This is a genomic window from Mesorhizobium sp. B2-7-3 (assembly GCF_006440715.1).
GTDB lineage: Bacteria > Pseudomonadota > Alphaproteobacteria > Rhizobiales > Rhizobiaceae > Mesorhizobium > Mesorhizobium australicum.
In genome coordinates, this window is the sequence record NZ_VFTY01000011.1 from 217,181 (window position 1) to 243,142 (window position 25,962).

The window sequence follows — 25,962 nt, forward strand, 5'->3', positions numbered from 1 at the left end:
TGTTTGGGGGAGTTCCGGACTTGTCCTGGTCGGAGCTTCTTCAGATGACGAACCCTTCGAGCGGGTTCGTTTTGACCACGACGGTGACGGAAGGGCGCTCCCTGGATGCCGCCGTCAGCAATCCTTTTGTCAGTGCGGAGGATCGCGCCAGCGGCGCCGATATATTTCGCAGGAACTGCGCGGCCTGCCACGATGGATCGGGGACACACGCTCCGCTTCTCGACCGGCCACTCAGACACGGCGACAGCGACCTGGCCATCTACAAGGTCGTGCGCGACGGTATTCCCGCAACCTCCATGGCGTCCCACGCCGATCTGCCGTTCGACGACCGTTGGAAGGTCGTAAGCTATATCAGATCGCTCCAAGCCAGGACTTCGGCCACGAGCGACGACAACGCGCCCCATCTTGATATCCGCGTGAAGGGCGACGATCTGATTGATCCGAATTCGGGCCAATGGTTGACCTATTCGGGTTCGCTGGACGGTCGGCGCTATTCGCCGCTCTCCGAAATCACAAAGGACAATGTGCCCCGGCTTCGTGTCCGCTGGATCAGCCAGCTCGACACCGATGACCGTGTTCTAGAGGCGACGCCGCTTGTCATCGGCGGAGCGCTCTTCACCAGCGTGCCTCCTGCCGGCATCGTTGCCTTCGACACCATATCGGGCAAGGTGATCTGGAAGTACGACAGGCCTTTGCCCGATAATCTGCCGATGTGCTGCGGCAGGGTAAACAGAGGCGTTGCCGTTCTCGGCAGCACGCTCTTCCTGGGCACTTTGGACGGCGTCCTCGTCGCGGTGGATGCCAACACCGGCAAGGAGGTGTGGGAAACCCAGGTAGCCAAGCCCTCCGAAGGTTTCACGATGACCGGGGCGCCTCTGGCCACAAGCAATGCCGTCGTGGTCGGCGTTGCCGGCGGCGAGTTCGGCATTCGCGGATTTCTGGCGGCCTACGATCCCGCGAGCGGCAAGCAGCTGTGGAAATTCAACACCATCCCCGGTCCTGGCGAACCGGGGCACGAGACGTGGAAGAACGACGCCTGGCAAACCGGCGGCGGCCCGACATGGGTGACGGGTAGCTACGATCCGTCGCTCGATCTCGTGTACTGGGGCGTGGGCAACCCGGGCCCGGACTATAATGGCGACGTACGCCCCGGCGACAACCTGTACACCAATAGCGCGGTCGCGCTGCATGCGGACACCGGCAAGCTCGCATGGCACTTCCAGTTCACGCCCCATGACGAACACGACTGGGACTCCAACCAGACGCCTATCCTTACCGATCTCACCATCAACGGCGTCAAACGCAAGGTGATTTGCTGGGCAAACAGGAACGGATTCTACTATGTGCTCGACAGGGTCACCGGGGAATTCCTGACCGGCGTGAACTTCGTGGAGCAGAATTGGGCCGATGGCCTGGATCACGCGGGGCGGCCGGTCCTGTCGGCGGGCGCTTCGACCCAGGGGCGCCTCATACGGCCGGGCGGCGGAGGAACGAACTGGCAAAATCCGGCCTTCGACCAAGGCCGAGGGCTGGTCTTCGTGCCGACGACCGAAGGGGCATCGATTTTTACGAAAACCGATCCGGACAATGTCCAACGAGGGGAGGGGGGGCTGTTTGTCGCAAGCGGGGCCGCGTGGGTTTCTCCGCCGGTGCGGGCCGTGCGTGCGCTCGATGCTGCGACTGGCGAGAGGAAATGGGAATTCCGCTCCCCCACGGCAAAGGACTCAGGTTACGGCGGCCTGCTGGCGACCGCCGGCGGGCTGGTTTTCGGCGCCTCCGGAGGGGTGCTGTTCGCGCTCGACTCCGCCTCCGGCCAGGAGCTTTGGCGCGTGCCGCTTGGCGGAGAGACGAGAGCCGCTCCGATCTCGTTCACCGTGGATGGCCGGCAGGCCATCGCGATCGAGGCCGGCCGCGCGCTGTTCGTCTTCGGACCGTAGGACTCGAGCTCCAAAAACACGGTTTCGGCGGTCCCTGAGACAACATCCGAAAGGATTAGGCGCGCACCAACCGAATGACCTATTCGGCGGCAGGGCCTCGTCCAACAGGGCATTCCGACCGCCTATTGGCGTTCTCGCCCAGCTCTTTGAGCCTCGGTAGGCTCTGCACCATCACTATCTGCTTTAGGAAGATGCGCGATGAAAGTCATGGTAACCGGCCATCAAGGCTATATCGGGTCGGTGATGGTGCCGATGCTGCTTCGTGCCGGGCATTCGGTGACGGGGTATGACAGCGATCTCTACCGGCGCTGCACCTTTGCCGCTGGGGGCGAGCGAGCTTCAATTCCATCCGTCCAAAAGGACGTCAGGGACGTGCATGCGCGCGACCTCGAAGGGTTCGATGCCGTTATCCACCTTGCGGCCCTTTCCAATGATCCGCTGTCCGACCTTGATCCGGACATCACTTATGAAATCAACCATCAGGGGAGCGTCCGCTTTGCCAAGGCAGCCAAGGACGCCGGCGTGTCGCGCTTCCTGTTCGCCTCGTCGTGCAGCAATTACGGACAGGCGGGCGACGGGATGGTCGATGAAACTGGCGAACTGAATCCGGTAACGCCCTATGGTTGGTCCAAGGTCCTTTCAGAACGGGATATTTCCGAACTGGCCAGCAACAGCTTTTCTCCCACCTATTTCCGCCCCGCCACGGCCTATGGGCTCTCGCCGCGGCTCCGTTTCGACATCGTGTTGAACAATCTGGTCGCGTGGGCGGTCACCAAAGGCGTCATCCTCCTGAAGTCCGATGGAACACCGTGGCGGCCGATCGTCCATATCGAGGACATTTCCAGGGCATTCATTGCCGGGCTGGAGGCGCCCCGCGAGGCCATTCACAATCAAGCCTTCAATGTGGGACGAACCGACCACAATTACAGGATCCGGGACATCGCCGAGATCGTCGCCGAGATCGTGCCCGATTGCCGGCTTGAACTCGCGCCCGACGCCGGACCCGACAAACGCTCCTATCGGGTCAACTTCGACAAGATCGCGCTTGCCCTGCCTACTTTTAGGCCACAATGGGATGCGCGCAAGGGTGCCGAGCAACTCTACCAGGCATACCGGAAGTCGAATGTCACGCTGGAGGAATTCGAGGGGCCGCGCTTCCAGCGTATCGGTCATATCAGGCATCTGTTGACCAGCGGACTTCTGGACGAGCGGATGCGGGTCGCTGGAGTATCCAAGCCATTGGAGGAGGCGCTCGGATAAGCTGGATGGAACACCTGAACCCCGCCGGGATCGGGCCGCCGCCGGCAAACGGAATCGGTCACGAGATTTATGGCCTGGCCGAACGTCTGTTTCCCATCTGCCGGAGCATCACGGGAAACGGTGTGCGAGCAACGCTGGATGTCTTGTCACAGCATATCGAGTTGGAACGGCACGAAGTGCCCACCGGGACGCAGCTGTTCGACTGGACCGTTCCAAAGGAATGGAACATACGCTCGGCAACCATCACAGGCCCGGACGGACATACGGTCCTCGATTTTGCGGACTCCAACCTGCACGTCGTCAACTACAGCTTGCCGTTCAAGGGGATCCTGACACTCGCACAACTGAGGCCGCACATTCATACTCTGCCCGATCAGCCGCAACTGATCCCCTACCGGACCAGCTATTACGCCCCGACCTGGGGCTTCTGCGCCGCCCACGTGCGTGTGGCTGACCTGCCCGACGGTTTCTACCATGTGGAGATCGACGCCGAGCTCGAGGACGGCACTCTCACATACGGCGAATACCTGCACCGCGGTCAGACCGAGCGGGAGTTCCTCCTCTCGGCGCACATTTGCCATCCCTCGCTTGCCAACGACAACTGTTCGGGCTTGGCGCTGCTGGCGATGCTGGCGAGAAGTCTCAAGGCAAGGAAGACACGGTACAGTTACCGCTTCCTATTCGCTCCCGGCACGATCGGCGCGCTCGCGTGGCTGTCGCGCAATGAGGACCGAACATGTCTCATCGACCACGGTCTGGTGCTGTCATGCGTTGGCGATTCAGGAGACCCGGCATACAAGCGCAGCCGCCGCGGCGACGCCTTCATCGACCGAGCCATGTCCCACGTGCTGGGGCATCGCGCCGGGGCAAAGCTGATGGATTTCTCCCCATATGGCTATGACGAGAGGCAATATTGTTCGCCGGGCTTCAATCTTCCGGTCGGCATGTTCCAGCGAAGCGTCCACGGCACATTTCCCGAATACCACACATCGGCCGACAATCTTGACTTCATCAGCCCAGAGCATCTCGAGGATTCCTTCCGCATCTTGATGGAGGTGATCGACATTGTCGAAGAGGACTGGACGCCGTTGAACCGCTTGCCCAAGGGCGAGCCGCAGCTCGGCAAACGCGGCCTTTATGCAGCCGTGGGAGGGCAGAAGTCGTCGGGGGCGACGTCGATGTCCCTGCTTTGGGTGCTGAACCTCGCCGATGGGCAGCATTCGCTCCTGGCCATGGCGGAGCGCTCGAACCTGCCCTTCAAGGAACTGGCCGCCGCTGCGAAACTGCTGTTGGAACATGAGCTCCTGGTAGCCTTATGAGGCCGTTACGGTTCGCCGTCTGACAAGGGGCCAACTTTTGTCCCTTTCCGACATGGCTGTCGGCATCAAGGGCCATGCGATGGAAAAGGTGGGGTCATTGTAGAGGACGCCGGTCGACGCGTTGGGCGTATAGAACTGTGATATGAGATACGAGACCTCGGTGCCGTCGGTTAGGGTCTGGAGGCCGTGGGCGAAGCCGGCAGGGATATAGAGCTGCTTCATGTTTTCGGAAGTCAGCTCGAAACCAAGCCACTTGTAGCGTGTCTGCGAATTCGGACGCAGGTCCACGACGACGTCAAAAATCGCGCCGCGGACACAGGAGACCAGCTTGACCTCTGCGTAAGGCTCCTCCTGGTAGTGCAGCCCCCTGAGAGTTCCCTTTTTGATCGAATGAGCCCGGCTGTGCTGGACAAAGCGCGTCGCCAGACCACAATCGGCCATCTCCTTCTCACAGAAAAGGCGGGTGAAAGAACCACGGTCGTCAAGCATGGGAGTAGGCTCGATCACCCAGACCCCTTGAAGCTCCGTTTCGGTGAACTGCATGCCTTGACTCCCCGGCGCCGAGCGAGACTGCCGCATCAATTCTCAGCGTCGCCAGCCCACGCTGTAAGGGCTACCTAAGCCTTAGCTGGCCTCTCCGATAGCGGTATGTGCGGATGAAAGCTGACTACCCGTTCGGCGAGCCTGGCGTCGGGATCACCGCCGCCGGCTCGCTATAAGGATTAACGCGCCCGACGGATTGGCAAATCGAAGCGGAGAGGGCCGGATCCTAACCTGCCGTCATGTGCCTACTCAGGCGCGGCAGGCATGGGTTCTGCGGAGCGGACCCGCGGGTTAGGTAGAAGACAGGAGCGGGGAATGAATATTCAGGCTATCGAAACCGTTCGCGGTCACGGTGCGGCAAGCCGGAATGTCGGTTGCAGGCTCTGCGGGTCGCGCCTGCGCCACACATTGGTCGATCTAGGCATGTCTCCACCTTGCGAAAGCTTCCTGCAGGCCGAGCAGCTTGACCAAATGGAAGCTTACTATCCTCTCAACGTGCTTGTCTGCGACACCTGCTACCTGGTGCAGCTCAAGGAGTATCTGAGCCCCGAGACCATTTTCAGCGAATATGCTTACTTCTCTTCGTTCTCCTCCAGCTGGGTGGCTCATTCGAAAGTGTATTGCGAGGCCATCACCAGACGGCTTGGGCTTGGCCGTGACAGTCTTGCGGTCGAGCTCGCAAGCAACGATGGTTACCTGCTGCAGCACTTTCTGCCACTGGGCGTTCCTGTACTGGGCGTCGAACCGGCAGCCAATGTTGCGCGCGCCGCGATCGAGAAAGGTGTGCCCACCCGGGTCGACTTCTTCGGGGTTCGGTTGGCAAATCAGATGATGAGCGAAGGACATTGCGCCGACCTGATCATTGGCAACAACGTCCTGGCGCAGGTGCCGGACCTCAATGACTTCGTCGCCGGGATGAAAATCCTGCTCAAACCTCAGGGGGTGGTCACGCTCGAGTTTCCACATATCGAGCGGCTGATGGCGGAGAATCAGTTCGATACCATTTATCATGAGCACTTTTCATATTTCTCGCTGCTGACGATCGAACTGATGGCGGCGCGCCACGGATTGCGGCTGATCGACGTCGAGGAGTTGCCCACCCACGGCGGCTCGCTGCGTGTCTATCTCGCCCATGAGGGCAGTCGCTGGGGCGTGGATGACAGCGTGGGCAAACTTCTCGCCCGAGAAAAACGCCACGGGCTGACGGAGATGATTACCTATGCCTCCTTCGGTCACAAAGCGCAGCGTGCCAAGCGCGACCTGTTGGCGTTCCTTATCTCGGTCAAAAACGAAGGGAAGAAGGTTTGTGGCTACGGCGCTCCAGGTAAGGGCAACACGCTGCTCAATTACTGCGCCATCGGCACCGACTTCCTCGACTTCACGGTCGACCGTAATCCTTACAAGCATGGTCGCTTCACACCGGGGATGCATATCCCGATCAAATCCGTCGAGGCCATCGACGAAGTCCGGCCAGATTACATCCTCATCCTTCCGTGGAACCTGAAGGACGAGATCATCGAACAGATGCGCCATGTCGCCTCCTGGGGTGCAAGGTTTGTGGTCCCAATTCCTTTTGTGGCGGTGATCGATCCATCGGAGTTAGGCAGATGAAAGTTGTCCTCTTCTGCGGCGGTCGCGGAACCCGGATCCGCGACTATTCCGACAGTATACCCAAGCCGATGATCCCGCTTGGCCACCAGCCGATCCTGCGCCACGTGATGCAGTGGTACAGCGATTATGGACATGATGAATTCGTCTTGTGCCTGGGCTACAAAGCCAATGTAATCAAGGATTTCTTCCTCAACACACGGCCGCAGACCTTTTCCGATTGCGTGGTCACGCAGGGAGGTCAAGACGTGAAACTGCTCGGCGACCAGGTCAAGGACTGGAGCATTACCCTGCTTGATACCGGGGTCTGGCGCAATATCGGCGAACGCCTCTGGGCGGCAAGGGACCAGGTTAAGAACGAGAAGATGTTCCTGGCCAACTACTCCGATGGTCTGACCAACGTCGATCTCGACGACGTGGTGGCGAAATTCGAAGCCAGCGGCAAGATCGGTTGTTTTCTCGCAGTGCGCGCACCACTGACATACCATTTGGCCGATATCGCGGAAGATGGTCGCGTGCGTGAGTTCCGCACAACCGATACCTCGGAGATCTGGATCAACGGCGGCTACTTCCTGTTCCGCCCGCAAATCTTCGACTATATGCGCGATGGCGAGGAGCTCGTTCTGGAACCTTTCAGACGACTGATCGACGACAACATGCTCATGGCGTACAAACATGATGGCTTCTGGCGATCGATGGATACGCTACGCGATTGGCAATCGCTCGAAGACATGGTCGAACGGGGCGACATGCCCTGGAATAGAAAAGTTACCGCCGAGAAAACCAGGCGCGGTCTGGTGATGGCCGCTTCATGAGAGGGCTTGGCCTCGCACGTGGCGGGGAGGAACTCTCGATCCTCTGCCTTGGCGCCCATTCCGATGACATCGAGATCGGCGCCGGCGGCACTATCCTTGGTTTGATCACGTCGGGGGTGAAACTGGACGTCCACTGGTGTGTGCTGAGCGCCGGCGGCCAGCGGTCGGTCGAGGCCCGCGCTTCGGCCGAAGCGTTCCTGAAAGGATCGAAGTCGTCCGTAATCGACATCGCGGATTTCGAAGACAGCTATTTCCCGGCCCATAGCCGGGCGATAAAGCAGCGGTTGATAGATCTAAGATCTCGCGTCCATCCCGACCTGGTGCTGACCCATGCGAGGTTCGATGCCCATCAAGACCATCGGGAGGTCAATCAACTGACCTGGAATGTCTTTCGCGATCATCTTGTGGTCGAATACGAGATTCCCAAATGGGATGGCGATCTTTGCCAGCCAAATGCCTACGTGCCGCTCTCTGCCGCAGTGCTGGAACGCAAGATCGAGCTCCTGCAACAGCACTTCGGCACGCAGCGCTCCAAGGACTGGTTCGACCGCGACACATTCGCGGGGCTGGCGCGATTGCGCGGGATGGAGTGCAGGGCCCCGGAACATTTCGCCGAGGCGTTTACACTCAGAAAAGCCAGACTTCTTTAGCGGATTTCCGTCCCGATTTGCTTGAGGGCTTGTCTGAGCCGAGGGGGCGCATGGTTCCTGGGGAAGACTTCGGGTCGGGCTTTGCCTTCAGGAGCCATCCTCGACGTGGTTGGCGATCTTCGCACGACACTTTTGGCGCACCACGCTGCCAGATCGGGGTTACCGGCTCATGAAGTGGGTACGAGCCCGCGGGTTTCTGATTGTCGTTTGGTCTCACTGCTCGCTGGCCGAGGGTTCTGTGAGACGGCCGATATCTGGGCCTGTGCATCGCCATTGTTGAAGCGACGAAACACGATCTGCGAGGGGCGGCCGACCAAAAATTGGCTTGCTCCCGAATCCAGGGCCTTCGCGTACACGCCCAGAGCACCATCGACGGCGTCTATGGTTTTCATGACCGACGCGTCGTCGTGCGTGTAGCTGACGACGAGAGATGGCATGAGGACACCACGCTTGATCGTCTCCTGCAGGAACAGGGAACGGTATGTCTGTGAGGGCTTGCCGTCCTGGTCAAGCGTGGCGTAGGCGAGACAACTGGGACGGCCGACAACTTTGAAGTGCCGATCCAATCCATGGCGTCTGCAAACCTCCGTGATGCCTTCCTTCAATTTCGTTCCCTGACGGTGCAGGTGTTCGATGACGGACTGGTCCTGATAAACCCGCATGGTCGCGATGGCCGCGGCAAGCGCGTGGGTTTCCGCACCATGCGTGGTCGACAGCAGAAAGACACGGGGGCGATCCGTATGCTCGAGCCCACCCAGCCGCATATATTCGCGTTTGCCTGCCAGGGCGGAGACCGAAAAACCATTGCCAAGAGCCTTGCCGAATGTCGACAAGTCCGGTTCGATGCCATAGAGCCTTTGTGCTCCCGCTGCATGCCACCTGAACCCGGTGATCATTTCGTCGAGAATGAACAGCGCGCCATTTTCCCGGCAAAGACGCTGGACATTATGCAGGAAGCCGTCGGCCGGATCGTCGCCACGGGAAGGTTCCAGGATCAGAGCGGCTACCTTACCCGGGTGCCTGTCGAACAAATCCTTAACACTAGCGATGTCGTTGTACCGGAAAGTGAGGGTCAGGTTTTGAACCGCTTCTGGAATTCCCGCATTCATCGGTGTGGTGCCGATGAACCAATCGTCTGTCGAAAAGAAAGGGTGGTCGGCGCAGCACGCGACGAGATCGCGACCCGTGTAGGCGCGGGCAAGGCGGACGGCGCCTGACGTCGCGTCCGATCCGTCCTTGCAGAATTTTACCATCTGCGCGCCGACGAGTTCAAGGAAGGTTTCGGCGCAGTCAACTTCGATCCTTGCGGGGCGCGTGAAGTTGGCTCCGCCTGCAAGCGCCGCCTCCACCGCCCTGAGCACCGTTGGGTACGCATGCCCCAGCCCGACGGAACGGTTGCCCATGCCGTATTCGATGTATTGGTTTCCATCGACATCCCAGACGTAGCACCCCAGACCACGTTCGATAAAGCCCGGCGCGAGAACGGGATACTGATCCTCGCCTTTCGCGTAGGTGTGGCTGCCGCCCGGGATCAGCTCGCGGCCACGTTCTTGAAGGCGTCCCGATTTGCGAAAACAGAGGCTTTGCTCAGGCATGCGGACTGCTCCAGTTCGACAGAAAGTCTAGATGTCTGAGCCTGGATTTTCGCGTTCTCCATAAGGTCACCGGTTTAGCACTTATGGTGGATGGTTGGCCCGATTGTGCGGTCTTGTGCGGCAAACGCGCAACTGACAAGCAGCATCAAGGCGCAAGCGAATGAATTCGCGCAGCGTTGCCTGCGGCCGGGAGCAGCTAATCCAGCGTAGGTTGCTTGAACCAGGCTCAACACTGGGACCATGGGCGAACAGCCGGCATGTCCGAAATGCTGATGAGCATTTGCGCCGCGGCTGCCGCGAACTACGACCCCTGACCCGCGGACAACCCGGAAATTCCAGGCGATCCTGCCAAATAGCAGTCCCCTGCGTGATCACGCCATTCACGGAAAAGAATCTTATGGTAAACAGCTAGCAGCGGTCGATTCCCCCAGGATGTAGCCGCTCAGAATGAAGCCCGCCCGGGTCGCTACCGTGGCGGGCTTTTCGTTGACGGCGACGCGCTTGGTGCGTTCGCTACAACAAGACCGCGATCGTACATTGAGGGAGGCGGCGTGTGATTGCGATCACCGTTCAGCCGCAGTTCCTTCCGCGAAGAGATCATTGACTTTGTATGCGACTTCCGTGCGGTTGGTCGCCTTGAGCTTCTTCATGATGTTGCGGATGTGCACCTTCACCGTGCTTTCGCGCAGGTTCAGTTCAAAGGCGATGATCTTGTTGGCCTTGCCGCGTCGGAGCGCCTGCGCGACCTCAGCCTGCCTGAGCGTGAACATGCCGGTCAAAGGCGCATCACGGCTGCCTGAATCTATCAGGTGCCGCATAGACAGAACGCTACTTGCCGGAACGAAGATGCCTCCCGCTGCCGCAAGATTGATTGCCTCGACACAGACATCGATCCCTACAGAGGTTGGAATGTAGCCACGCGCGCCACATTCGAGAGCCGTCAGTATCTGTGCGAGGTCTTCGGTGTCCGCCAAAATCACTACGGGCACTGACTTGAATTCGCTCGAAATTCGCCTGATCTGGTCCGCGATACCCTGGTCGGTGACTTTCCGGCCACCTAGGTTGAAGAGAATGGCTGCAAGGGTCATCCCCTCTTTGGCGCGCCATTCGGCAATCGATCCCATGGCCTCGACGGCCATGCCGAGATCGTGGTCTTCCAGCGCCGATGCGAGACATTCGCGGTCGAGCGCCCTGCCGTCCAGGATGAGCAGACATTCCCTGCCTGCTCGCTGCACCATTCCCGCTCCGCTTGACGGGATCTCTGCCTGATCTGCCGAAGTATATTTATGCAGTCCTACTGTGGAGCCCATACACTTACCCACCTTTTTTCCACGCGATCCGCCCTGCGGCGGCCAATTAGCCCCTCACTCTTCAGTTCCTCCAGAAATTTAAAAATAGGGCCCCACCATTTTGGGAGCTTCAGCTGGAATTTGCCCAGCTTTGCACCCACTGCTGTTCCCTGTTCCCAATCCCAACCAGAACAACCTAAGCTTATGGGCTATTTATGAGCCAGCGCTAACTTAGATTAACATTTGGTTAAATTTTTGAATCTGCGAAAAACACTAACGGCTAGCCCCGCCGCAGACGCTACGGTGTTAGGTAAAACAGCGAGCTGGCCCGTCGATGGATGTTGTGGAGCGTCTGAATACCGCAGGACATCGCAACGCTGCGAAGGTGAACCCATCCGAAGATAGCTGGCCTCGGCGGTCCTCATCCCATAGGCGTAGCCAAGGACTGCTTGCCCCTCCGGCAGTCAAAAGCCAATGTATCACCAAAGCATCGGTTGATTGCTTAGGCGCCGACACTGTCATCTAAGCGCCTGCTTCGCGCAACGCTCAACCAAAGGACGGCGTAGGGCAGCTCCCTGGCGCTCCTTGGACGCTGTGGCAAATGCCAGCTCGTTTGGTCGGGAAGGGGAAGGCAAATCCGCCAGCATCCCTAGCGGACATGAGGGTCCGAAGCAGCACACGGTGGCCTACTTACCCCGACAGAGCCACGCCATGTATAGCTCGGGCTCAGGCGGTCCCCTGGGGATCATTCTCGGTCAGCCAAGATGCGTCCAGAACAGGTCCGGCATTCTGGACATCGGCTTCGAAGGCGTCGATCAACCTTTTGGCGGCTTTGCTGGCGATATGGCTCTCAGGGTAGGTGGCCTTCACGGCCCGTGCACACTCGTAAACCTCCTTGAGTTTCCTAACCTGCTTGAGCCCTAACGCGCGATATACTCCATGGCTGGTCATATCGCCTCTCCTCCCTGTAGTGGAATTCTCCGCTGCCTGGCCTACTACGGGCCTGCATTGACAGAGAGTTTCCTGGCTGAAAGCAAAAAACTGCGTGCGACTGTAGTAAGGTCGTCGGCTTCCCGGGTCGAGGCGTTCTTTAGGGGGCCCGCCGGAACCAGGGCTTAGCCATTCGCGGGAGGGTACGACCCGCTTCGCGCCTCCGTCGCAGACCTGTTTGTTCTCGAATTGTGCTCAGGTGCATGTTTTGGCGCGACGTTGAAGGGGACATTCGATCACTCAACGCCCAGCGCTTTTGAGCGCACGCCACCACCTTGACTATCAAGGCCACGGAAGTGACGTCGGGACGAGCATTGGCGCGCTCTACCATCGCCGGTGGAAGGCTACCCCCTTTGACTCACTTGCTCAGGACATCCAGTTGTTGAAAGATTAGCGATCGGACAGCTCGCTGTATCCGCGTCACAGGGCCAAACCAAGCGGGAACTCGTCGGCATGCAGGTGTCTCTGCCGGGACTGCTAATATGCGCGGCTATTTTGGTCACGTCCTACTATTCAAGGGGAATGCTGATCATCGGCTTGATCGCTTCCCAGGCTTTCGGCGCGACGGCCGTCATGACACTGACCTTTCTGGGCGGGTCATCTCCATTGATCTATACCATGTTCGCGGCCTTGCTTGTCACGACCGTCGCTTTAAGACGTCGCATATGGCTTGATCTTGGACTCGTGTTCGGAAGCATCCGGACGGTCTGGATCCTGACAAGCCTCATACTGTACGCAGTCATCGGATCATGGTTGTGTCCGAGATTCTTTGCGGGACAGACCGCCGTATTCGTGCAGTCCAAGACCCGCGGCATAGTCATAGAAGATTCCTTGGCGCCGGTTTCCGGCAACATCTCTCAGACCGGCTATTTCGTCCTTGGTGGACTCGCCGCTATAGCGCTTTGCGCCCTGCTGCTGCACTCGGACCGGATCGACCAGGTCCGGCGCCGCTTCTTCTTGTGGTGCGGCCTCCACACGGGGATGGGAGTCTTCGATTTCATCAGCAAGACGGTGGGCGCGGGAGACCTGCTGGGCCCGATCAGAACCGCCAACTACGCGATCATATCGAACGCGACGGAGGCCGGATTCGTGCGGATCACCGGACCTTTTTCGGAGGCCTCTTCATTCGCCAGCATTTCCCTCGCCTGCCTGGCATTCTGCTACAGCTACTCCTGGCATTCTGCTACAGCTACTGGAGAAAGACGAAATCACCGCTGGCCAAATGGCTGGCCGCCATCCTGCTCTTCCTGTCCATTCTGTCGACTTCATCGACCGCATATGTCGGGCTGATACTGCTATGCATCCCGGTTGCTTTGTCGATGCTGGGCTCGATCCTGAGGGGAAAGGTCGAGGGCGAAGAGATTCTGATAATGGCTCTCTTGGTGTTGGGCGGGACAGCCATGTTGGGCATAAGTCTTTACAAGGCCGAGGCGTTTGACCCGTTCGTCAGGCGGTCAACAGCACCATCATCAACAAAGCCGATTCCGCCTCGGGCCATGAACGCACCTATTGGAATGTAAAGAGCCTGAAGTCGTTTCTCGATACCAGCGGCCTGGGTGTGGGGTTCGGCAGCTCAAGAGCATCGAGTTGGCCGATCGCTGTCCTTTCCCAGTTGGGCTTGTTCGGGTCGCTGATGATGGGTGTCCTGCTGTGTGTCCTGGCTAGGGGGCTGGGGGCGGTTCGGCAATGGGTGGCCCCAGAAACAGACGCCGTCGTGGTCAGCGTCAGGAATGCTGCCCTTGCAAGCATAATTGCCATGTCGGTATCGGGCGGCAGCGCTGATCCAGGCATCCTCTTTTTCATTGCACTGCAGTCGTTTGCGCCACGAGAGTCAGTGCTCGGCGCGGCATTGCGGCATTCGAGCGATCTAGCCCGGCGTCCGGCGACGGTGCGGCCAAAGTCGTGTACTCCGGTTCCGCCGAGTTGGCTTTGCGACGGCAAAGGTTGCTGGCAATGTGTCAGGGCCCGGTCATGTTCAAAATGGACGGGGATATTGACTAACCGGCGAGCCTGGGCTCGATCGCCCTTGGCTGGGGCGCCGGTCGCCTGGCAAGAAGAGGAGGGTTGCCGCCAAAAGCTGGTCGCAGCCTGCAGGCTGTGCCGAACAAGTGCAACACGCTGGCGCCACACGCCTGCCTGACCTGACCTGCGCATCCGGCGGTTACATCGTTGCGGGGCAACTCATCCGTGCGAAGCTGATGCCGGTTTTGGGGATTTTCAGAAGACTTTTATATTGCAATCGATATTTGCTTCCATCACGGGCCTACGGCTTTCGTCGGATACGACTACCGAAAGCTTGCTTTGCAGCTCGCCCTGAACTTCGTCCTGTGCCATGGCGACCAGCATTCTGACTGCGTCTACCCGGGCCTCAAGCGCACCGACGTAATGGGTGCCCTCGGTGTCGGGAAAATGGGATTTGCCGTCCCGGACATCGAAAAAAAACAGTGGCATTTTGCATCCGCGCTTAACAACAAACCGCTCGTCAAAGCGGGGTTTTGCATCTTGCTCACGGCTGCTTAGGGCATTCGCCCACAAGATTCTAGCAACCGCAGATGGTCAACCGGAGACGGTTGTGGAGAACTCAAATCCGGTTGATCACAAAATATTAAAAAGGTTCGATTGGCCGACAAAACCGTTTCCCGAGACTTCGCCTTCTGCACCGTCGGGAAAGCGACAGCCATCGCCTTTTCAAAAGCAGTGTCGGCCCGCTAAGGCCGCAGCAGGCGTCGAGCCTGAGTAGGCTCAACCAAACTGATAGATAGGCCTGAGGAACGGTTCCGGTAAGCTGCCGCCTCGACAAGCGCATTCGTGTCGTTTTCATCGTGCGGAGTTTCCTTTCGTGCCTCTGAATTTCATTGCCGAAGCCCGGCCCAACACCTTCGCGTTTGAAACCTCTGCGCTGATCAAGGCATGCGGCTTCAGGGAATATGACGCGCGCTGGTGGTTTGGCCAGGTCGCGCCCGAACTCAACCTGATCGGCGTCCAGGCGTTGGGTATGGGGCTCGGCACGATGATCCGCCGTCTCGGGGTTGGGCCTGACATCGTCACCGGACATGATTTCCGTTCCTATTCGCTTGGCATCAAGCTGGCGTTGGTTTCCGGGCTGATGGCGACCGGCGCACGGGTGAAGGATATCGGTCTGGCGCTGTCGCCGATGGCCTATTTCGCGCAGTTCGCGCTCGATACGCCGTCGGTGGCCATGGTCACGGCCTCGCACAACGAAAATGGCTGGACCGGCATCAAGATGGGAGCGGCGCGGCCGCTGACCTTCGGCCCCGAGGAGATGAGCGCACTGAAGGCGATCGTGCTGTCCGCCGATTTCGACCTTGTTGGCGGCGGCTCTTATGATTTCGTTTCCGACTTTCGAGAGACCTATCTCAACGATCTGACCCGAGACAAGCGCATCACACGTAAGCTCAAAGTGGTTGCCGCCTGCGGCAATGGCACTGCTGGTGCCTTCGCACCTGAGGCGCTGGAACGCATTGGCTGCGAAGTGATCCCGCTCGATGTCGAGCTTGATCATACGTTTCCAAACTACAATCCCAATCCGGAAGACATGCAGATGCTGCATGCCATCCGAGACAAGGTGCTGAAGACAGGGGCCGATGTCGGGTTGGGATTCGATGGCGATGGTGACCGCTGCGGTGTCGTCGACAATGAAGGCAAGGAGATCTTCGCCGACAAGGTCGGCGTCATGCTGGCACGGGACATTTCCAGCCAATATCCGGGTTCGACCTTCGTCGTCGACGTCAAGTCGACCGGACTGTTCAACACCGACGCGGTGCTGCGCGCCAATGGCGCCGTTACCGACTATTGGAAGACCGGCCATTCCTACATCAAGCGCCGGGTTGCCGAACTCGGCGCGATCGCCGGCTTCGAAAAATCGGGCCATTTCTTCTTCAACCGCCCGATCGGGCGCGGCTATGACGACGGACTGGTCACGGCAATCGCCATCTGTCAGATGCTGGACCGTAACCCGGCCAGTTCGATGGCCGATCTCTACAGGGCCCTGCCGCTGACCTTCGGCACGCCCACAATGTCGCCGCACTGCGCGGACGATGTGAAGTACGGCGTGGTCGAACGGGTGGTCTCCGATTTCCAGGCTCTGAAGCGGGACGGCGACAGTTTCGCTGGCCAAAAGATCGGCCACCTCGTCACCGTCAATGGGGTGCGGGTCGTTGCCGAGGACGGCACCTGGGGTCTGGTGCGCGCCTCGTCGAACAAGCCGGAACTGGTCGTGGTCGTCGAAAGTCCGGTCTCGTCCGAGCGTCGCCGCCAGATGTTTGATGCCGTCGACGCCGTGCTGCGCCGCAGTCCGGAAGTCGGCGCCTATAACCAAACTTTTTGAGCGGGCCAAGCGGCGAGAATGGCGGCTTGGTGCAACTGATTATTGTAAAGTGCGACGACGGGCTCTTGCATCCTCAGGCTTCAGGGCAGGCTCTGCCGGGGTTCGCAGCGTCAAAGGTGTGCCGTAATGGGCCACCCGCAAATGGTCCCTCAATTGCATCTCCCATCCAGCGTCAGGGGTGAACCTTTGGCGAGCGCTGGGATAACCATCATGATTTCAAACACACCGCGGCTCGGCTGCAACAGGTGCAAACTTGCTCTTGTCGGCGATGAGACAAGACCATCGAATATCCTGAGATGCCCTGGGTGTGGGGCTTCAGACACGTGCGAGAATGTCATGCTGGAGATTGACGAAAGGCGAGCCGAGGCACTTTCGCGCGCCCTTTGCCGCCCAGAAATGCGGCGTGTAAGAACGGGTCGGACAAAAGTGTACCGTTTCGCGCTCCTGTTTGGGACAGGGCGGCTCGTGCGAGCCGACGTCAAAGACGGGCAGTAGCATCGCGCCGGCGGGCGGCCTTTGCCAGGCCGACAGCAAACGCCAAGATCAGGTGCCTCTGTTGACGTGATCGCGAGCCGTAATGGCAAGCTGTACTCCACGATTGTCAATTGGCTGCCATGCACCTTCCTCAGGCGAACGATTTGCGGGCAGTATGCAAGCTGTATGTAGCCATCTGAAAAGAGCAATTTAGGTAACGGCCCGCACCGCGGCCCATGGCAGCTGCCGGAAGTAGGCGCGACTTCAGAATTCGTCGGAGGCTCTTAGTCCGTAAGACCTACTTGAATATTTGCCAGACTATGATGCATCCTGAGGCCACAAATGGTCCTTGGCCCGGTTACCTCAGTGCTGAGCTAGTGGCACTCTGACTACGGTCGTCGAAACGGAGCTCAACAATGACGCCCAAGCGCTTCACCCGCCCGGTTCATGTAATTGTGGGACTTGGCTTTGCGCATGAGGTGTCATCTGTCATGGATGCCTATCAGCTTCTCGACGAATGGGTCGGGTTCCGCAGCCCAACACATGCGGCCACACTTGCGCTTTTCCGGTCTGCCCTTGCAGACGACGAAGATGCGGAAACGGCTCGCCTTGCCTTTGAGGCATTTGCTCGATCTCAGGGAATTCTCGCCGCGGAGGAAATCGTGTCCTCTGGTGGTGCTGCAGAAGAGTGGATGACAGCCTATGACAGACGGTCAGAAGTCGTGGTTGATGGCTAGTGCACGGTGGCCAACAGTGACTTCGGTTTTGGGAAGGCGACACGCATAAGACCTACGTAAAGCGCGTCGCCTGAAATCCGTCTCGACGCGAAGCGCTTCAGGCGATGACCGCAGCGGTCACCCCGGTGGCTTGCAAGCTCTGGACGTGTCCGCACGAGGCCACCTCAGCGGGCGCGCGCCACGAGCCTGACGGTTTGTTGACAAAATCGGCAAAGCTCAACCAGATATGGGCTCGGCGAGTTCGTCGGCCGCTTCACTGACGCCGCAGCCAGCCGCCCGCTCGAGCCAGACCCGGCCGGCCGCGGGGTCGCACTCCCCGGCCAGGCCATTGACGAGGTAACGCCCAAGCATGAGTTGGGCTTGGCCATGACCACGTCCGGCAGCGGCGGCGAACCATTTCTGCGCCGCCTTGTGGTCAACCGGCAGGGCCTGGCCAGCACCGTACAGCGCACCTAGCGCAAACATCGCCCCAGCGTGGCCGTCGAGAGCGGCCTGCTTGAATAACTGTGTTGCGACCTCTGGCTCGCGGGCGCCACCGCGCCCGTTGAGCAGCATCTCGGCAAGCGCGACCTGTGCGTCGAGGACGCCGGCTTTGCCCGCCCGAGCAAACCAGAGGCGGGCCTGCCTTGGATCCGTCGCCACGCCGCGGCCATCCTGGAGGAGGCGGGCATACATATATTGCGCCTCCGCGACACCTTCGGCGGCCCGCCTCAGCCACTGCGCCGCTTGTGCCTCGTCCTGGCGCACGCCAACGCCGTTGGCGAAGCAGAGCCCGAGATTGAATGCTGCAATCAGGTCGCCCGATGATGCGGCGGCCTCGAACCAACCGGCAACGCTTGCGCCGTCGTCCGGCTCGCCGGCTCCTCCGAGGACGAGATTGGCGAGGTCGATCTGTGCGTCCTGATTGCCGGCATTGGCAGAGGCGCGCAGCCAGCGTGCTCCCTCTTCGACGTCCTCAGCCACGCCGTTCCCCGTTAGGTAGAGAGAGGCCAGGGCGCGGGCGGCGGCCTGGTGACCCGCTTCGGCCGCCCGCCGATACCAGTTTGCCGCTTCCGCAAAATCGGGCCGCTGGTTTTTCACATAGCGATCGCCCAGGAGATAGGCGGCCTCGCTGTTGCCGGCCAAGGCGGCACTGCGCATCCAGGCCTCGCCGGCAGCGGGATCATGGTCGACGAGGCCCCCATCAATCAGTGCCAAGCCCAGCCGGAACTGGGCGGAGGGAAGGCCCTTCTCTGCGGCGGCCTGATAGAGTCGAGCGGCGGCCGCCAGGTCGCGTGAGACGCCGAGCCCGTGCTCGGTGAGGACCGCCAGAAGATAGGTTGCGGTCGGCAGGCCGGCGTCGGCCGCGCGCCGCACCTCGGCCGCAATCCTGACCCGGTGTTCGCGATTGCCACGCCGGGCGAGCGACAGGGCAAGACCAAGACATCCTTCGGCACAGCCGGCGGAAGCCGACTTCTCGTACCAGTGATGCGCCGCATCTGCGTTGCGCATCGGCTTGGGACCGCTGGTGAGGATATAGCCAAGGATAGCCTGTCCGGTTGGCGAGCCCGCCTCGGCGGCCTTGGTGGCCAGTTCGAACGCTGCCGTGAAATCCGGTTCGCCTGGGCGGTCGCGTTTGAACAATTCTTCCGATCCGGCGCCTTTACTGGCGGCTTCCGCCGGGACCAGCCCGGTCACGTAGAGAGCGGCAAGGAGCGCCTGCGCACCGGCGTTGCCGTGATTGGCTGCCCGCAGCAGCCAACGCGCGCCTTCCACACGGCTGGGCGGCACACCCGCTCCCTCGAGATAGCAACGCGCGACCCGGTATTCGGCCTCGACCATTCCCGCACGCGCGGCTACCGCCACCAGCGGAAAGGCTTCAGCTGGTTTGCCGGCGTCGAAAAGCTGGATAGACCGGCGCAACGCTGCCGCCGGGGAGACGCGTCCAGCCAGCCGATGCAGAATTGTCATCGATCCCGAACCTCTGATTGCTCCGATCCTCTATGGCTCCCGCATCGCTTCCTGGCTGACCGGGAGCATCACTGCGAGTATGTACTTGAGCACAGTACGCCGACCGACCTTGACGTCGGCGGTCACCGGCATTCCGGGGCTGACGGTGAAACCGGCAGGCACGCCGTGAAGAGCGACCTGATCGATGGAAATGCGCACGCGATAGAACGGCTCGGCGTCGGAAGGCAGCATAGCCAGCGAGCTGTTCGGATCGCGCGCTTGCTCCTGGGCAGAAAAGGAATCCGGGCTGAGCGTCCGCACGGTGCCATGCGCGAGCCCGTATTGCGAATAGGGGAAAGTGTCGAACTTGATGACCACCTGGTCGCCGACATGGACGAAGCCGCTGCTGCGGCCGACGATATTTGTCTCGATCTCGAGCGGCGCGTTAGCCGGTACGAGGGTGATCAAGCGCTCGCCGGACTGCAGTACCGAACCGACCGAGACCTTGGCTACCGATTGGACGGTGGCGTCGGCTTCACTCTTCAATTCAACCAACTGCTTGCGCAGCTTTGCCTTGTTGAGAAGTTCGCGCGCGTCGGATATCCGCGAACTCGCCTCCGAGAGACTTTGCGAGACATCGGCTCGCCATCCCTGAATGTAGCCGTCGCGCTCGGCGGCCACGGCCTGCTGCTGGAGCCTTGCGGCTTGGGCCGTCTGCTCGGCATTGCCAAGCGACCGGGACATTTCGGCGCGATTATCTTCGGCCAGCAGTGTGTTGAGGCGGCTGCCCACCTGCCGTGCTTCGAGCTGCTTGCGCATCTGTTCGATCGAGGCCGCCACAGCGAGCCGCTGGCGGTAGCCGTCGGCGTCCGACAGCGAACGCGAGATCACGGACCCGAGTTCGTCGCGCTGGCGGTCGAAATTTTCGACCTTGGCATCGTAGACCGCCTTGCGGCGCTCAAAGATCGATGCCTGCAGGGTCCAGCTTGGGTCCAGACCGTCATAGTTGAAGACCTTGCCGTCTGCTTCCGCCTTCAGGCGCGCCACTTCGGCTTCAAGTGTCGAAACCTGCATCGCAAGCGCCGCCAGGTCGGCTGAAGCAAAGGTCGCATCGAGGCGAGCAAGCACTTGACCGGCCTGAACGTGCTGTCCTTCACGAACGTCGATGGAACGCACGATCGCCGTCTCCAGCGGCTGCACCAGGATGTTGGGCGCGTTTGACACCACCAGCCCCCTTGCCGTCACAACCTGATCGACCGGTATTAGTCCTGCCAGGGCGATCAGCGCCATGACGAGGCTCGCAATGATCCAGACGATGCCGCGCGCCGAGCGCGGAATGGGTGCATTGGTGACGGCGCTTGACGGCCACTGGAACTCCAGTATGGCCGGGCTTGTCGGATCCCTCGTTTCCATCCGCTGCCGCCGGGCGGGGAGGGCGATGAGCGAGGTGCTACTCATGGGTTACCGGACCTGAAGCGTAGATTCTCTTGGCATCGTCAAACCAACCGAGGCGGTATGGCGACCGGACGGCCTTGGCGGCCATCGAGGTGCCGGTTTTGCTGCGACCACAGCTGGCGGTAGAGCGTGCATCGCTCGAGCAGCGTCGCGTGCGGCGCGACGTCGAGCACCTTACCCTGATCCATGACCAGGATGTTGTCGCATTCTGTCAGCGAGGACAGCCGGTGCGAAACGATGATCATGGTGCGCCCGCTGGCGATGCGCATGAGGTTGGCGCTGACCACTGCCTCGCTCTCGGGGTCGAGCGCGCTGGTCGCTTCGTCGAGGATGAGGATTGTCGGATCGTGGATGAGGGCGCGCGCGATCGCCAGCCGCTGCTTTTGACCGCCTGACAGATTGGGCGAGCCTTCCTCGATGTAGGTATCGTAACCATTGGGCATCCGCTCGATGAATTCCTGGGCACCGGCGAGATGCGCGGCACGCATGGCGTCGGAAAGCGTCAGCCCTGGGCGCCCGGCGATGATGTTGTCACGGATCGAGCCGCGGAACAGAAAATTGTCCTGCAGCACCACGCCGAGCCCTTGGCGAAGATGGCGCAGGTTGATCTCCTTGAGGTCGACGCCGTCAAGCTTGAGGAAGCCGCTGTAGTCACGGTTGATGCCCTGCAGGAGGCGAGCGATGGTCGATTTTCCCGACCCGCTGCGCCCGACAATACCGAACATAGTGCCGGCAGGGATGTGGAAGCTGACCCGGTCGAGCGCCGGCGTCTTTGTAGCGATATAGCTGAAGGTCAAGTCGCTGAACGCCACCTCGCCGACGAGCTTGGGTCTCAGGCCGGTGGAATTCGAGCTGCTCTCCAGGGGCCGGTTGAGAACCGACGCTGCCTCGCCGATGGCCGCACCGACCTCCTCATAGTCTTCAACCAGTCGCGCCAGGCCGACCAGCGGCTGCGCCACGCGCTGGGAGATCATCATGAAGGCGAACAGGCTGCCGACCATGTAGCCGGAGCGGTCGTTCATGGCGAGATAGGCGCCGATCAGCATGGTGCCGAGCACCATCACGCGTTCGATCGGCGTGACCAAGGTCTGCGGCCAACTGGCGAGCTGGCCGAAGGCGAGACGGGCCTTTCCCGCTTCCGCCACCCGTTCATCCCAGAGCGCCTTGCGCTGCGGCTCAAGGCCGAGCGCCTTCACTGTCTTGATGCCGACGACAGTTTCGCCGAGCGCCGCCGACTTCCAGGTCTCGGCTTCGACCACCCGTTGGTACCTGCGGCGCAGCGGTTTGAGATAGGCAAGGATGATCAGCATGATCACGACCGCGCAGGCCACCACGATCCAGGCCAGCGTGGCGTTGATATAGAACATTACAGGCACCAGCACGCACAGCGTGATCAGATCCAGGAACGTGCTGAGGAGCTTTCCGGTCAGGAATTCGCGGATGCGATAGACCTGGGCGAGGTGATACATCGTCTCGCCGGCCGGATGGCGCTCGAAATAGTCGAGCGGCAGGCGCAGCAGCCGGCTAAAGACGTGCAGATGCAGCTTGGTGTCGAGACGGGCGCCGACGACGTTGATGATCAGCCGCCGCGCATGGCCAAGCAGGGTCTCGTAGACGAAAACCACGGCAATCACCGCGGACAAGAGCACCAGAGTGGACAGGCTGTTGAACTGCAGCACCTTGTTGACCAAAGTCATGACCATCAGCGGCGGCAAGATAGTAAGGACACTGAGCGTGAACGAGGCGATGGCGATGTCGCGCAGGGGGCGGCTTTCGAGCCGCACCAGTTCGGCCAGCCAGTGCAGGGTGAAAGGCGCATCCGCCGCCACATGCGACCGAGTAGGGCGCAGCAGCACGGCCTCGCCCGTCCACACCTGGGACAGCCGCAGCTCGTCGACGGCGGTGACCTCGCCGTCGTCTGGCGCGTCAGCACTTTTGAGGAAGACGACGTTGCGCTCGGCGCTCGCGTTGGTAAGGAGACCCGCGCCGCCATCGTTGAACAACAGGACGACCGGTCCGGTGTCCTGGAAGCGCAAGAGGTGGGCCCAGCGGATGCGTATGGCGCGCGACCACATGCCGGCGTTTTGCGCCCACTCGGAGAGATCGGCGGCGCTCGGGACCGGGTTGGCCGTCCTGAATTCCGAGGGATCGAGTTCGACGCCGTGATAGCGGGCGGCCCCCAGTACGGCCTTGAGGCGCGCGCCGAGCTGGTCGAGCTCGGCGGGACCGCCGGGCGCATTCTGGCCGTCGGCCTGGTCCGCCGCAGCCTCGACCTCGGTCCCGGCGCGGATCCGGAGCGGCTGATTGTCGGCATTTACGGGAACGTTTACCACAGGCTTCTCATCCGGTACGCAGCGCCAACGATCCACAATTGCCAGGCCGAGGCGTTTCTGCCGAGGTTCCTGGCAGGCGCACTGTACTCCGAACTGATCGGGAGCGCGACTCTCATGGCTTTTCCTCTTTCGAGATGATGAACGCGCGGGGTGCCGATTTCCAGCAAAGCCCGCGCGTCCTTTTCAACCTTGACCAGTCACCGTCCAGTCCGTTCGCCGCTCACTCATGTGGCTTCAAGAGATCCTTCAGGGTCGTCTTGACGGCATGGTCGTTGCTGGCGTAGCCGGCGCCAGGCTTAGTCTGGTCGGAAGTAAGATCCGTGCTCGCCCCCGTCGGCTTGTTTTGGTTCTGACCAGATCCGCTGATCGTCTTGAGGACGTTGAGCAGGTCTGTCGTCACCGATTTGGCTGCAAGCCCGATCAGGTTGCGGAACGACGCTTGGCCGCCGGGGTCACTGCCGTTGCCGGCCGAGCTCGACGGCAGGAATTGCGTCGTGTCCTTGAGGCCCAGCGTGCTGGCGGTGACGTTGGCTTTGGAACCGCCGTTTCCGTTGCCAGAGTTGCCCTGACCTTGGTGTGAGCTGTTGTCGGCATTGTTATGATCTCCGGAATTACCCGGCGCGGGCTGTTCTCCGTTGCCGTGGCCGTTGTTGCCGTGACTACCAGTCTCACCACCACCCGAACCGGTCGGGCCAGTCGACCCTGTTGGACCAGGCGAGCCGGTCGGACCGGTTGCTCCGGTCGAGCCAGTCGACCCGGTGGCACCGGTCGAACCTGTGGCACCCGTCGAGCCGGTGGCACCTGTCGCCCCGGTAGAACCAGTGGCACCTGTGGAGCCGGTTGCACCGGTAGACCCAGTGGCACCGGTTGCTCCAGTCGAGCCTGTTGCTCCGGTCGAGCCTGTCGCTCCGGTTGCACCGGTATGACCTGTCGCACCGGTCGAGCCCGTAGCACCCGTCGAGCCCGTCGCTCCGGTATGGCCAGTCGCACCAGTGGAACCCGTGGCACCGGTTGAGCCAGTCGCTCCGGTATGACCTGTCGCACCGGTTGAGCCAGTCGCTCCGGTATGACCTGTCGCACCAGTCGAACCCGTAGCACCCGTCGAGCCAGTCGCTCCCGTTGAGCCCGTGGCGCCTGTTGCCCCTGTCGAGCCAGTCGCTCCGGTCGAACCTGTCGCTCCAGTTGCTCCTGTGGCACCGGTATGACCTGTCGCACCGGTCGAGCCCGTCGCTCCCGTTGAGCCCGTGGCGCCTGTTGCCCCTGTCGAGCCAGTCGCTCCGGTCGAACCCGTCGCTCCAGTTGCTCCGGTGGCACCGGTATGACCAGTCGCGCCAGTGGAACCCGTGGCACCGGTTGAGCCGGTCGCTCCGGTTGCACCGGTATGACCTGTCGCGCCGGTCGAGCCTGTGGCACCCGTCGAACCCGTTGCCCCGGTAGAACCGGTCGCACCTGTGGAGCCGGTTGCACCGGTAGACCCTGTGGCACCGGTTGCTCCAGTCGACCCGGTCGAGCCTGTAGCACCCGTCGAACCCGTTGCCCCGGTAGAACCGGTCGCACCTGTGGAGCCGGTTGCACCGGTAGACCCTGTGGCACCGGTTGCTCCAGTCGACCCGGTCGAGCCTGTTGCTCCGGTCGAGCCAGTCGCGCCGGTCGAGCCTGTGGCACCCGTCGAACCCGTTGCTCCTGTCGCCCCGGTAGAACCAGTGGCACCTGTGGAGCCGGTTGCACCGGTAGACCCAGTAGCACCGGTTGCTCCAGTCGAGCCAGTCGAGCCTGTCGCTCCGGTCGAGCCCGTAGCACCCGTCGAGCCAGTCGCCCCCGTTGAGCCCGTGGCGCCTGTTGCCCCTGTCGCGCCAGTCGCACCGGTCGAACCTGTCGCTCCAGTTGCTCCGGTGGCACCGGTATGACCAGTCGCGCCAGTGGAACCCGTGGCACCGGTTGAGCCGGTCCCTCCGGTTGCACCGGTATGACCTGTCGCACCGGTCGAGCCCGTAGCACCCGTCGAGCCAGTCGCTCCGGTATGGCCAGTCGCGCCAGTGGAACCCGTGGCACCGGTTGAGCCGGTCGCTCCGGTTGCACCGGTATGACCTGTCGCACCAGTGGACCCCGTGGCACCGGTCGAGCCAGTGGCACCTGTGGCTCCGGTTGCACCAGTAGAACCCGTGGCGCCTGGATCACCTGTAGCTCCGGCGGAGCCTGTTGCTCCGGTCGAGCCTGTGGCACCCGTGTCGCCGGTCGCACCTGTGGCTCCGGTTGCTCCAGTCGAACCAGTGGCGCCTGTATCGCCTGTGGCTCCAGTCGAACCTGTTGCACCCGTATCACCGGTCGCACCCGTGGCACCCGTATCGCCAGTCGCACCTGTGGCTCCAGTTGCGCCAGTCGCACCTGTGGCTCCGGTCGCGCCCGTCGAACCTGTGGCGCCCGTATCACCGGTCGCGCCTGTGGCTCCGGTTGCGCCGGTCGAGCCTGGAGCTCCAGTCGAACCAGTGGCGCCTGTATTGCCTGTGGCTCCAGTCGAGCCCGTCGCACCCGTATCGCCGGTCGAGCCTGTGGCCCCGGTTCCTCCGGTCGAGCCTGTGGCACCCGTATCACCGGTCGCACCCGTGGCTCCGGTCGCGCCCGTCGAACCTGTGGCGCCCGTATCACCGGTCGCGCCTGTGGCTCCGGTTGCGCCGGTCGA

The 25,962-nt window shown here is 61.2% G+C and carries 18 protein-coding genes; 9 read left to right on the forward strand and 9 right to left on the reverse strand.

Annotation, left to right across the window (positions count from 1 at the left end; translation table 11 throughout):
- Positions 1 to 44 precede the first annotated feature (44 nt).
- The 3 genes from FJW04_RS23955 to FJW04_RS23965 all read left to right on the forward strand — a co-directional run bounded on the left by FJW04_RS23955 (position 45) and on the right by FJW04_RS23965 (position 4,516).
- A complete protein-coding gene (locus FJW04_RS23955) occupies positions 45 to 1,937 on the forward strand; it encodes a PQQ-binding-like beta-propeller repeat protein (RefSeq protein WP_181173040.1) in 1,893 nt (630 codons plus the stop codon).
- A 198-nt stretch (positions 1,938 to 2,135) separates the two neighbouring features.
- Positions 2,136 to 3,197 carry an NAD(P)-dependent oxidoreductase gene (locus tag FJW04_RS23960; RefSeq protein WP_140717115.1) on the forward strand — a complete coding sequence of 354 codons (1,062 nt, stop codon included), beginning with the start codon at positions 2,136 to 2,138 and terminating at the stop codon, positions 3,195 to 3,197.
- A gap of 5 nt (positions 3,198 to 3,202) precedes the next feature.
- Positions 3,203 to 4,516, forward strand: coding sequence for a DUF4910 domain-containing protein (locus FJW04_RS23965; RefSeq protein WP_140717117.1), 1,314 nt, complete (start codon positions 3,203 to 3,205; stop codon positions 4,514 to 4,516).
- Here FJW04_RS23965 and rfbC read toward each other — a convergent pair.
- Positions 4,511 to 5,059, reverse strand: coding sequence for a dTDP-4-dehydrorhamnose 3,5-epimerase (rfbC, locus tag FJW04_RS23970; protein WP_140620160.1), 549 nt, complete (start codon positions 5,057 to 5,059; stop codon positions 4,511 to 4,513). The two genes, FJW04_RS23965 and rfbC, sit on opposite strands and share 6 nt — an antisense overlap.
- 315 nt (positions 5,060 to 5,374) lie before the next feature.
- On the opposite strand from rfbC, the gene FJW04_RS23975 reads away from it, so the two are divergent.
- From FJW04_RS23975 to FJW04_RS23985, 3 genes are read left to right on the forward strand one after another with little or no spacing between them, the layout of a single operon-like run.
- The gene (locus FJW04_RS23975; protein ID WP_140717119.1) at positions 5,375 to 6,670 is read left to right on the forward strand and encodes a class I SAM-dependent methyltransferase; all 1,296 of its coding nucleotides are present in this window, start codon (positions 5,375 to 5,377) and stop codon (positions 6,668 to 6,670) included.
- Positions 6,667 to 7,482, forward strand: a complete 816-nt coding sequence (locus FJW04_RS23980) for a sugar phosphate nucleotidyltransferase (RefSeq protein ID WP_023774755.1) — start codon at positions 6,667 to 6,669, stop codon at positions 7,480 to 7,482. Before FJW04_RS23975 ends, FJW04_RS23980 begins: the two co-directional genes overlap by 4 nt.
- Positions 7,479 to 8,132 (forward strand): PIG-L deacetylase family protein, encoded by a 654-nt coding sequence (locus tag FJW04_RS23985; RefSeq protein ID WP_140717121.1) that lies wholly within the window; start codon positions 7,479 to 7,481, stop codon positions 8,130 to 8,132. Before FJW04_RS23980 ends, FJW04_RS23985 begins: the two co-directional genes overlap by 4 nt.
- 167 nt (positions 8,133 to 8,299) lie before the next feature.
- On the opposite strand, the gene FJW04_RS23990 is transcribed toward FJW04_RS23985, so the two are convergent.
- The 3 genes from FJW04_RS23990 to FJW04_RS24000 all read right to left on the reverse strand — a co-directional run bounded on the left by FJW04_RS23990 (position 8,300) and on the right by FJW04_RS24000 (position 11,967).
- Positions 8,300 to 9,727, reverse strand: coding sequence for a glutamate-1-semialdehyde 2,1-aminomutase (locus tag FJW04_RS23990; RefSeq protein ID WP_140717123.1), 1,428 nt, complete (start codon positions 9,725 to 9,727; stop codon positions 8,300 to 8,302).
- 563 nt (positions 9,728 to 10,290) lie between these two features.
- The gene (locus FJW04_RS23995) at positions 10,291 to 10,965 is read right to left on the reverse strand and encodes a response regulator transcription factor (protein ID WP_246673994.1); all 675 of its coding nucleotides are present in this window, start codon (positions 10,963 to 10,965) and stop codon (positions 10,291 to 10,293) included.
- Positions 10,966 to 11,742: 777 nt separating this feature from the next.
- On the reverse strand, positions 11,743 to 11,967 hold the full coding sequence (locus FJW04_RS24000) for a hypothetical protein (protein WP_140620151.1): 225 nt from the start codon (positions 11,965 to 11,967) through the stop codon (positions 11,743 to 11,745).
- A 492-nt stretch (positions 11,968 to 12,459) separates the two neighbouring features.
- On the opposite strand from FJW04_RS24000, the gene FJW04_RS24005 reads away from it, so the two are divergent.
- Positions 12,460 to 13,296 carry a hypothetical protein gene (locus FJW04_RS24005; protein ID WP_140717127.1) on the forward strand — a complete coding sequence of 279 codons (837 nt, stop codon included), beginning with the start codon at positions 12,460 to 12,462 and terminating at the stop codon, positions 13,294 to 13,296.
- 927 nt (positions 13,297 to 14,223) lie between these two features.
- Here FJW04_RS24005 and FJW04_RS24010 read toward each other — a convergent pair.
- Positions 14,224 to 14,457: a hypothetical protein gene (locus tag FJW04_RS24010; RefSeq protein WP_023781630.1), complete on the reverse strand. Its 234-nt coding sequence runs from the start codon at positions 14,455 to 14,457 to the stop codon at positions 14,224 to 14,226.
- 388 nt (positions 14,458 to 14,845) lie between these two features.
- On the opposite strand from FJW04_RS24010, the gene FJW04_RS24015 reads away from it, so the two are divergent.
- Together FJW04_RS24015 and FJW04_RS24020 are read left to right on the forward strand one after the other, a co-directional pair.
- Entirely contained in the window at positions 14,846 to 16,354 is a 1,509-nt protein-coding gene (locus FJW04_RS24015) for a phosphomannomutase/phosphoglucomutase (RefSeq protein ID WP_140717129.1), read from the forward strand.
- Between the two features lie 890 nt (positions 16,355 to 17,244).
- On the forward strand, positions 17,245 to 17,565 hold the full coding sequence (locus FJW04_RS24020) for a DUF982 domain-containing protein (protein ID WP_140620147.1): 321 nt from the start codon (positions 17,245 to 17,247) through the stop codon (positions 17,563 to 17,565).
- Positions 17,566 to 17,781: 216 nt separating this feature from the next.
- Here the strand turns inward: FJW04_RS24020 and FJW04_RS24025 are convergent, their stop codons facing one another.
- From FJW04_RS24025 to FJW04_RS30480, 4 genes are all read right to left on the reverse strand, one after another.
- On the reverse strand, positions 17,782 to 19,386 hold the full coding sequence (locus tag FJW04_RS24025; RefSeq protein WP_246673995.1) for an SEL1-like repeat protein: 1,605 nt from the start codon (positions 19,384 to 19,386) through the stop codon (positions 17,782 to 17,784).
- 159 nt (positions 19,387 to 19,545) lie between these two features.
- Entirely contained in the window at positions 19,546 to 20,907 is a 1,362-nt protein-coding gene (locus FJW04_RS24030) for an HlyD family type I secretion periplasmic adaptor subunit (protein ID WP_246673997.1), read from the reverse strand.
- Positions 20,908 to 20,990: 83 nt separating this feature from the next.
- Positions 20,991 to 23,282, reverse strand: a complete 2,292-nt coding sequence (locus FJW04_RS24035; RefSeq protein WP_140717135.1) for a peptidase domain-containing ABC transporter — start codon at positions 23,280 to 23,282, stop codon at positions 20,991 to 20,993.
- A 220-nt stretch (positions 23,283 to 23,502) separates the two neighbouring features.
- Entirely contained in the window at positions 23,503 to 23,682 is a 180-nt protein-coding gene (locus FJW04_RS30480; protein ID WP_181173041.1) for a hypothetical protein, read from the reverse strand.
- Positions 23,683 to 25,962: the final 2,280 nt, after the last annotated feature.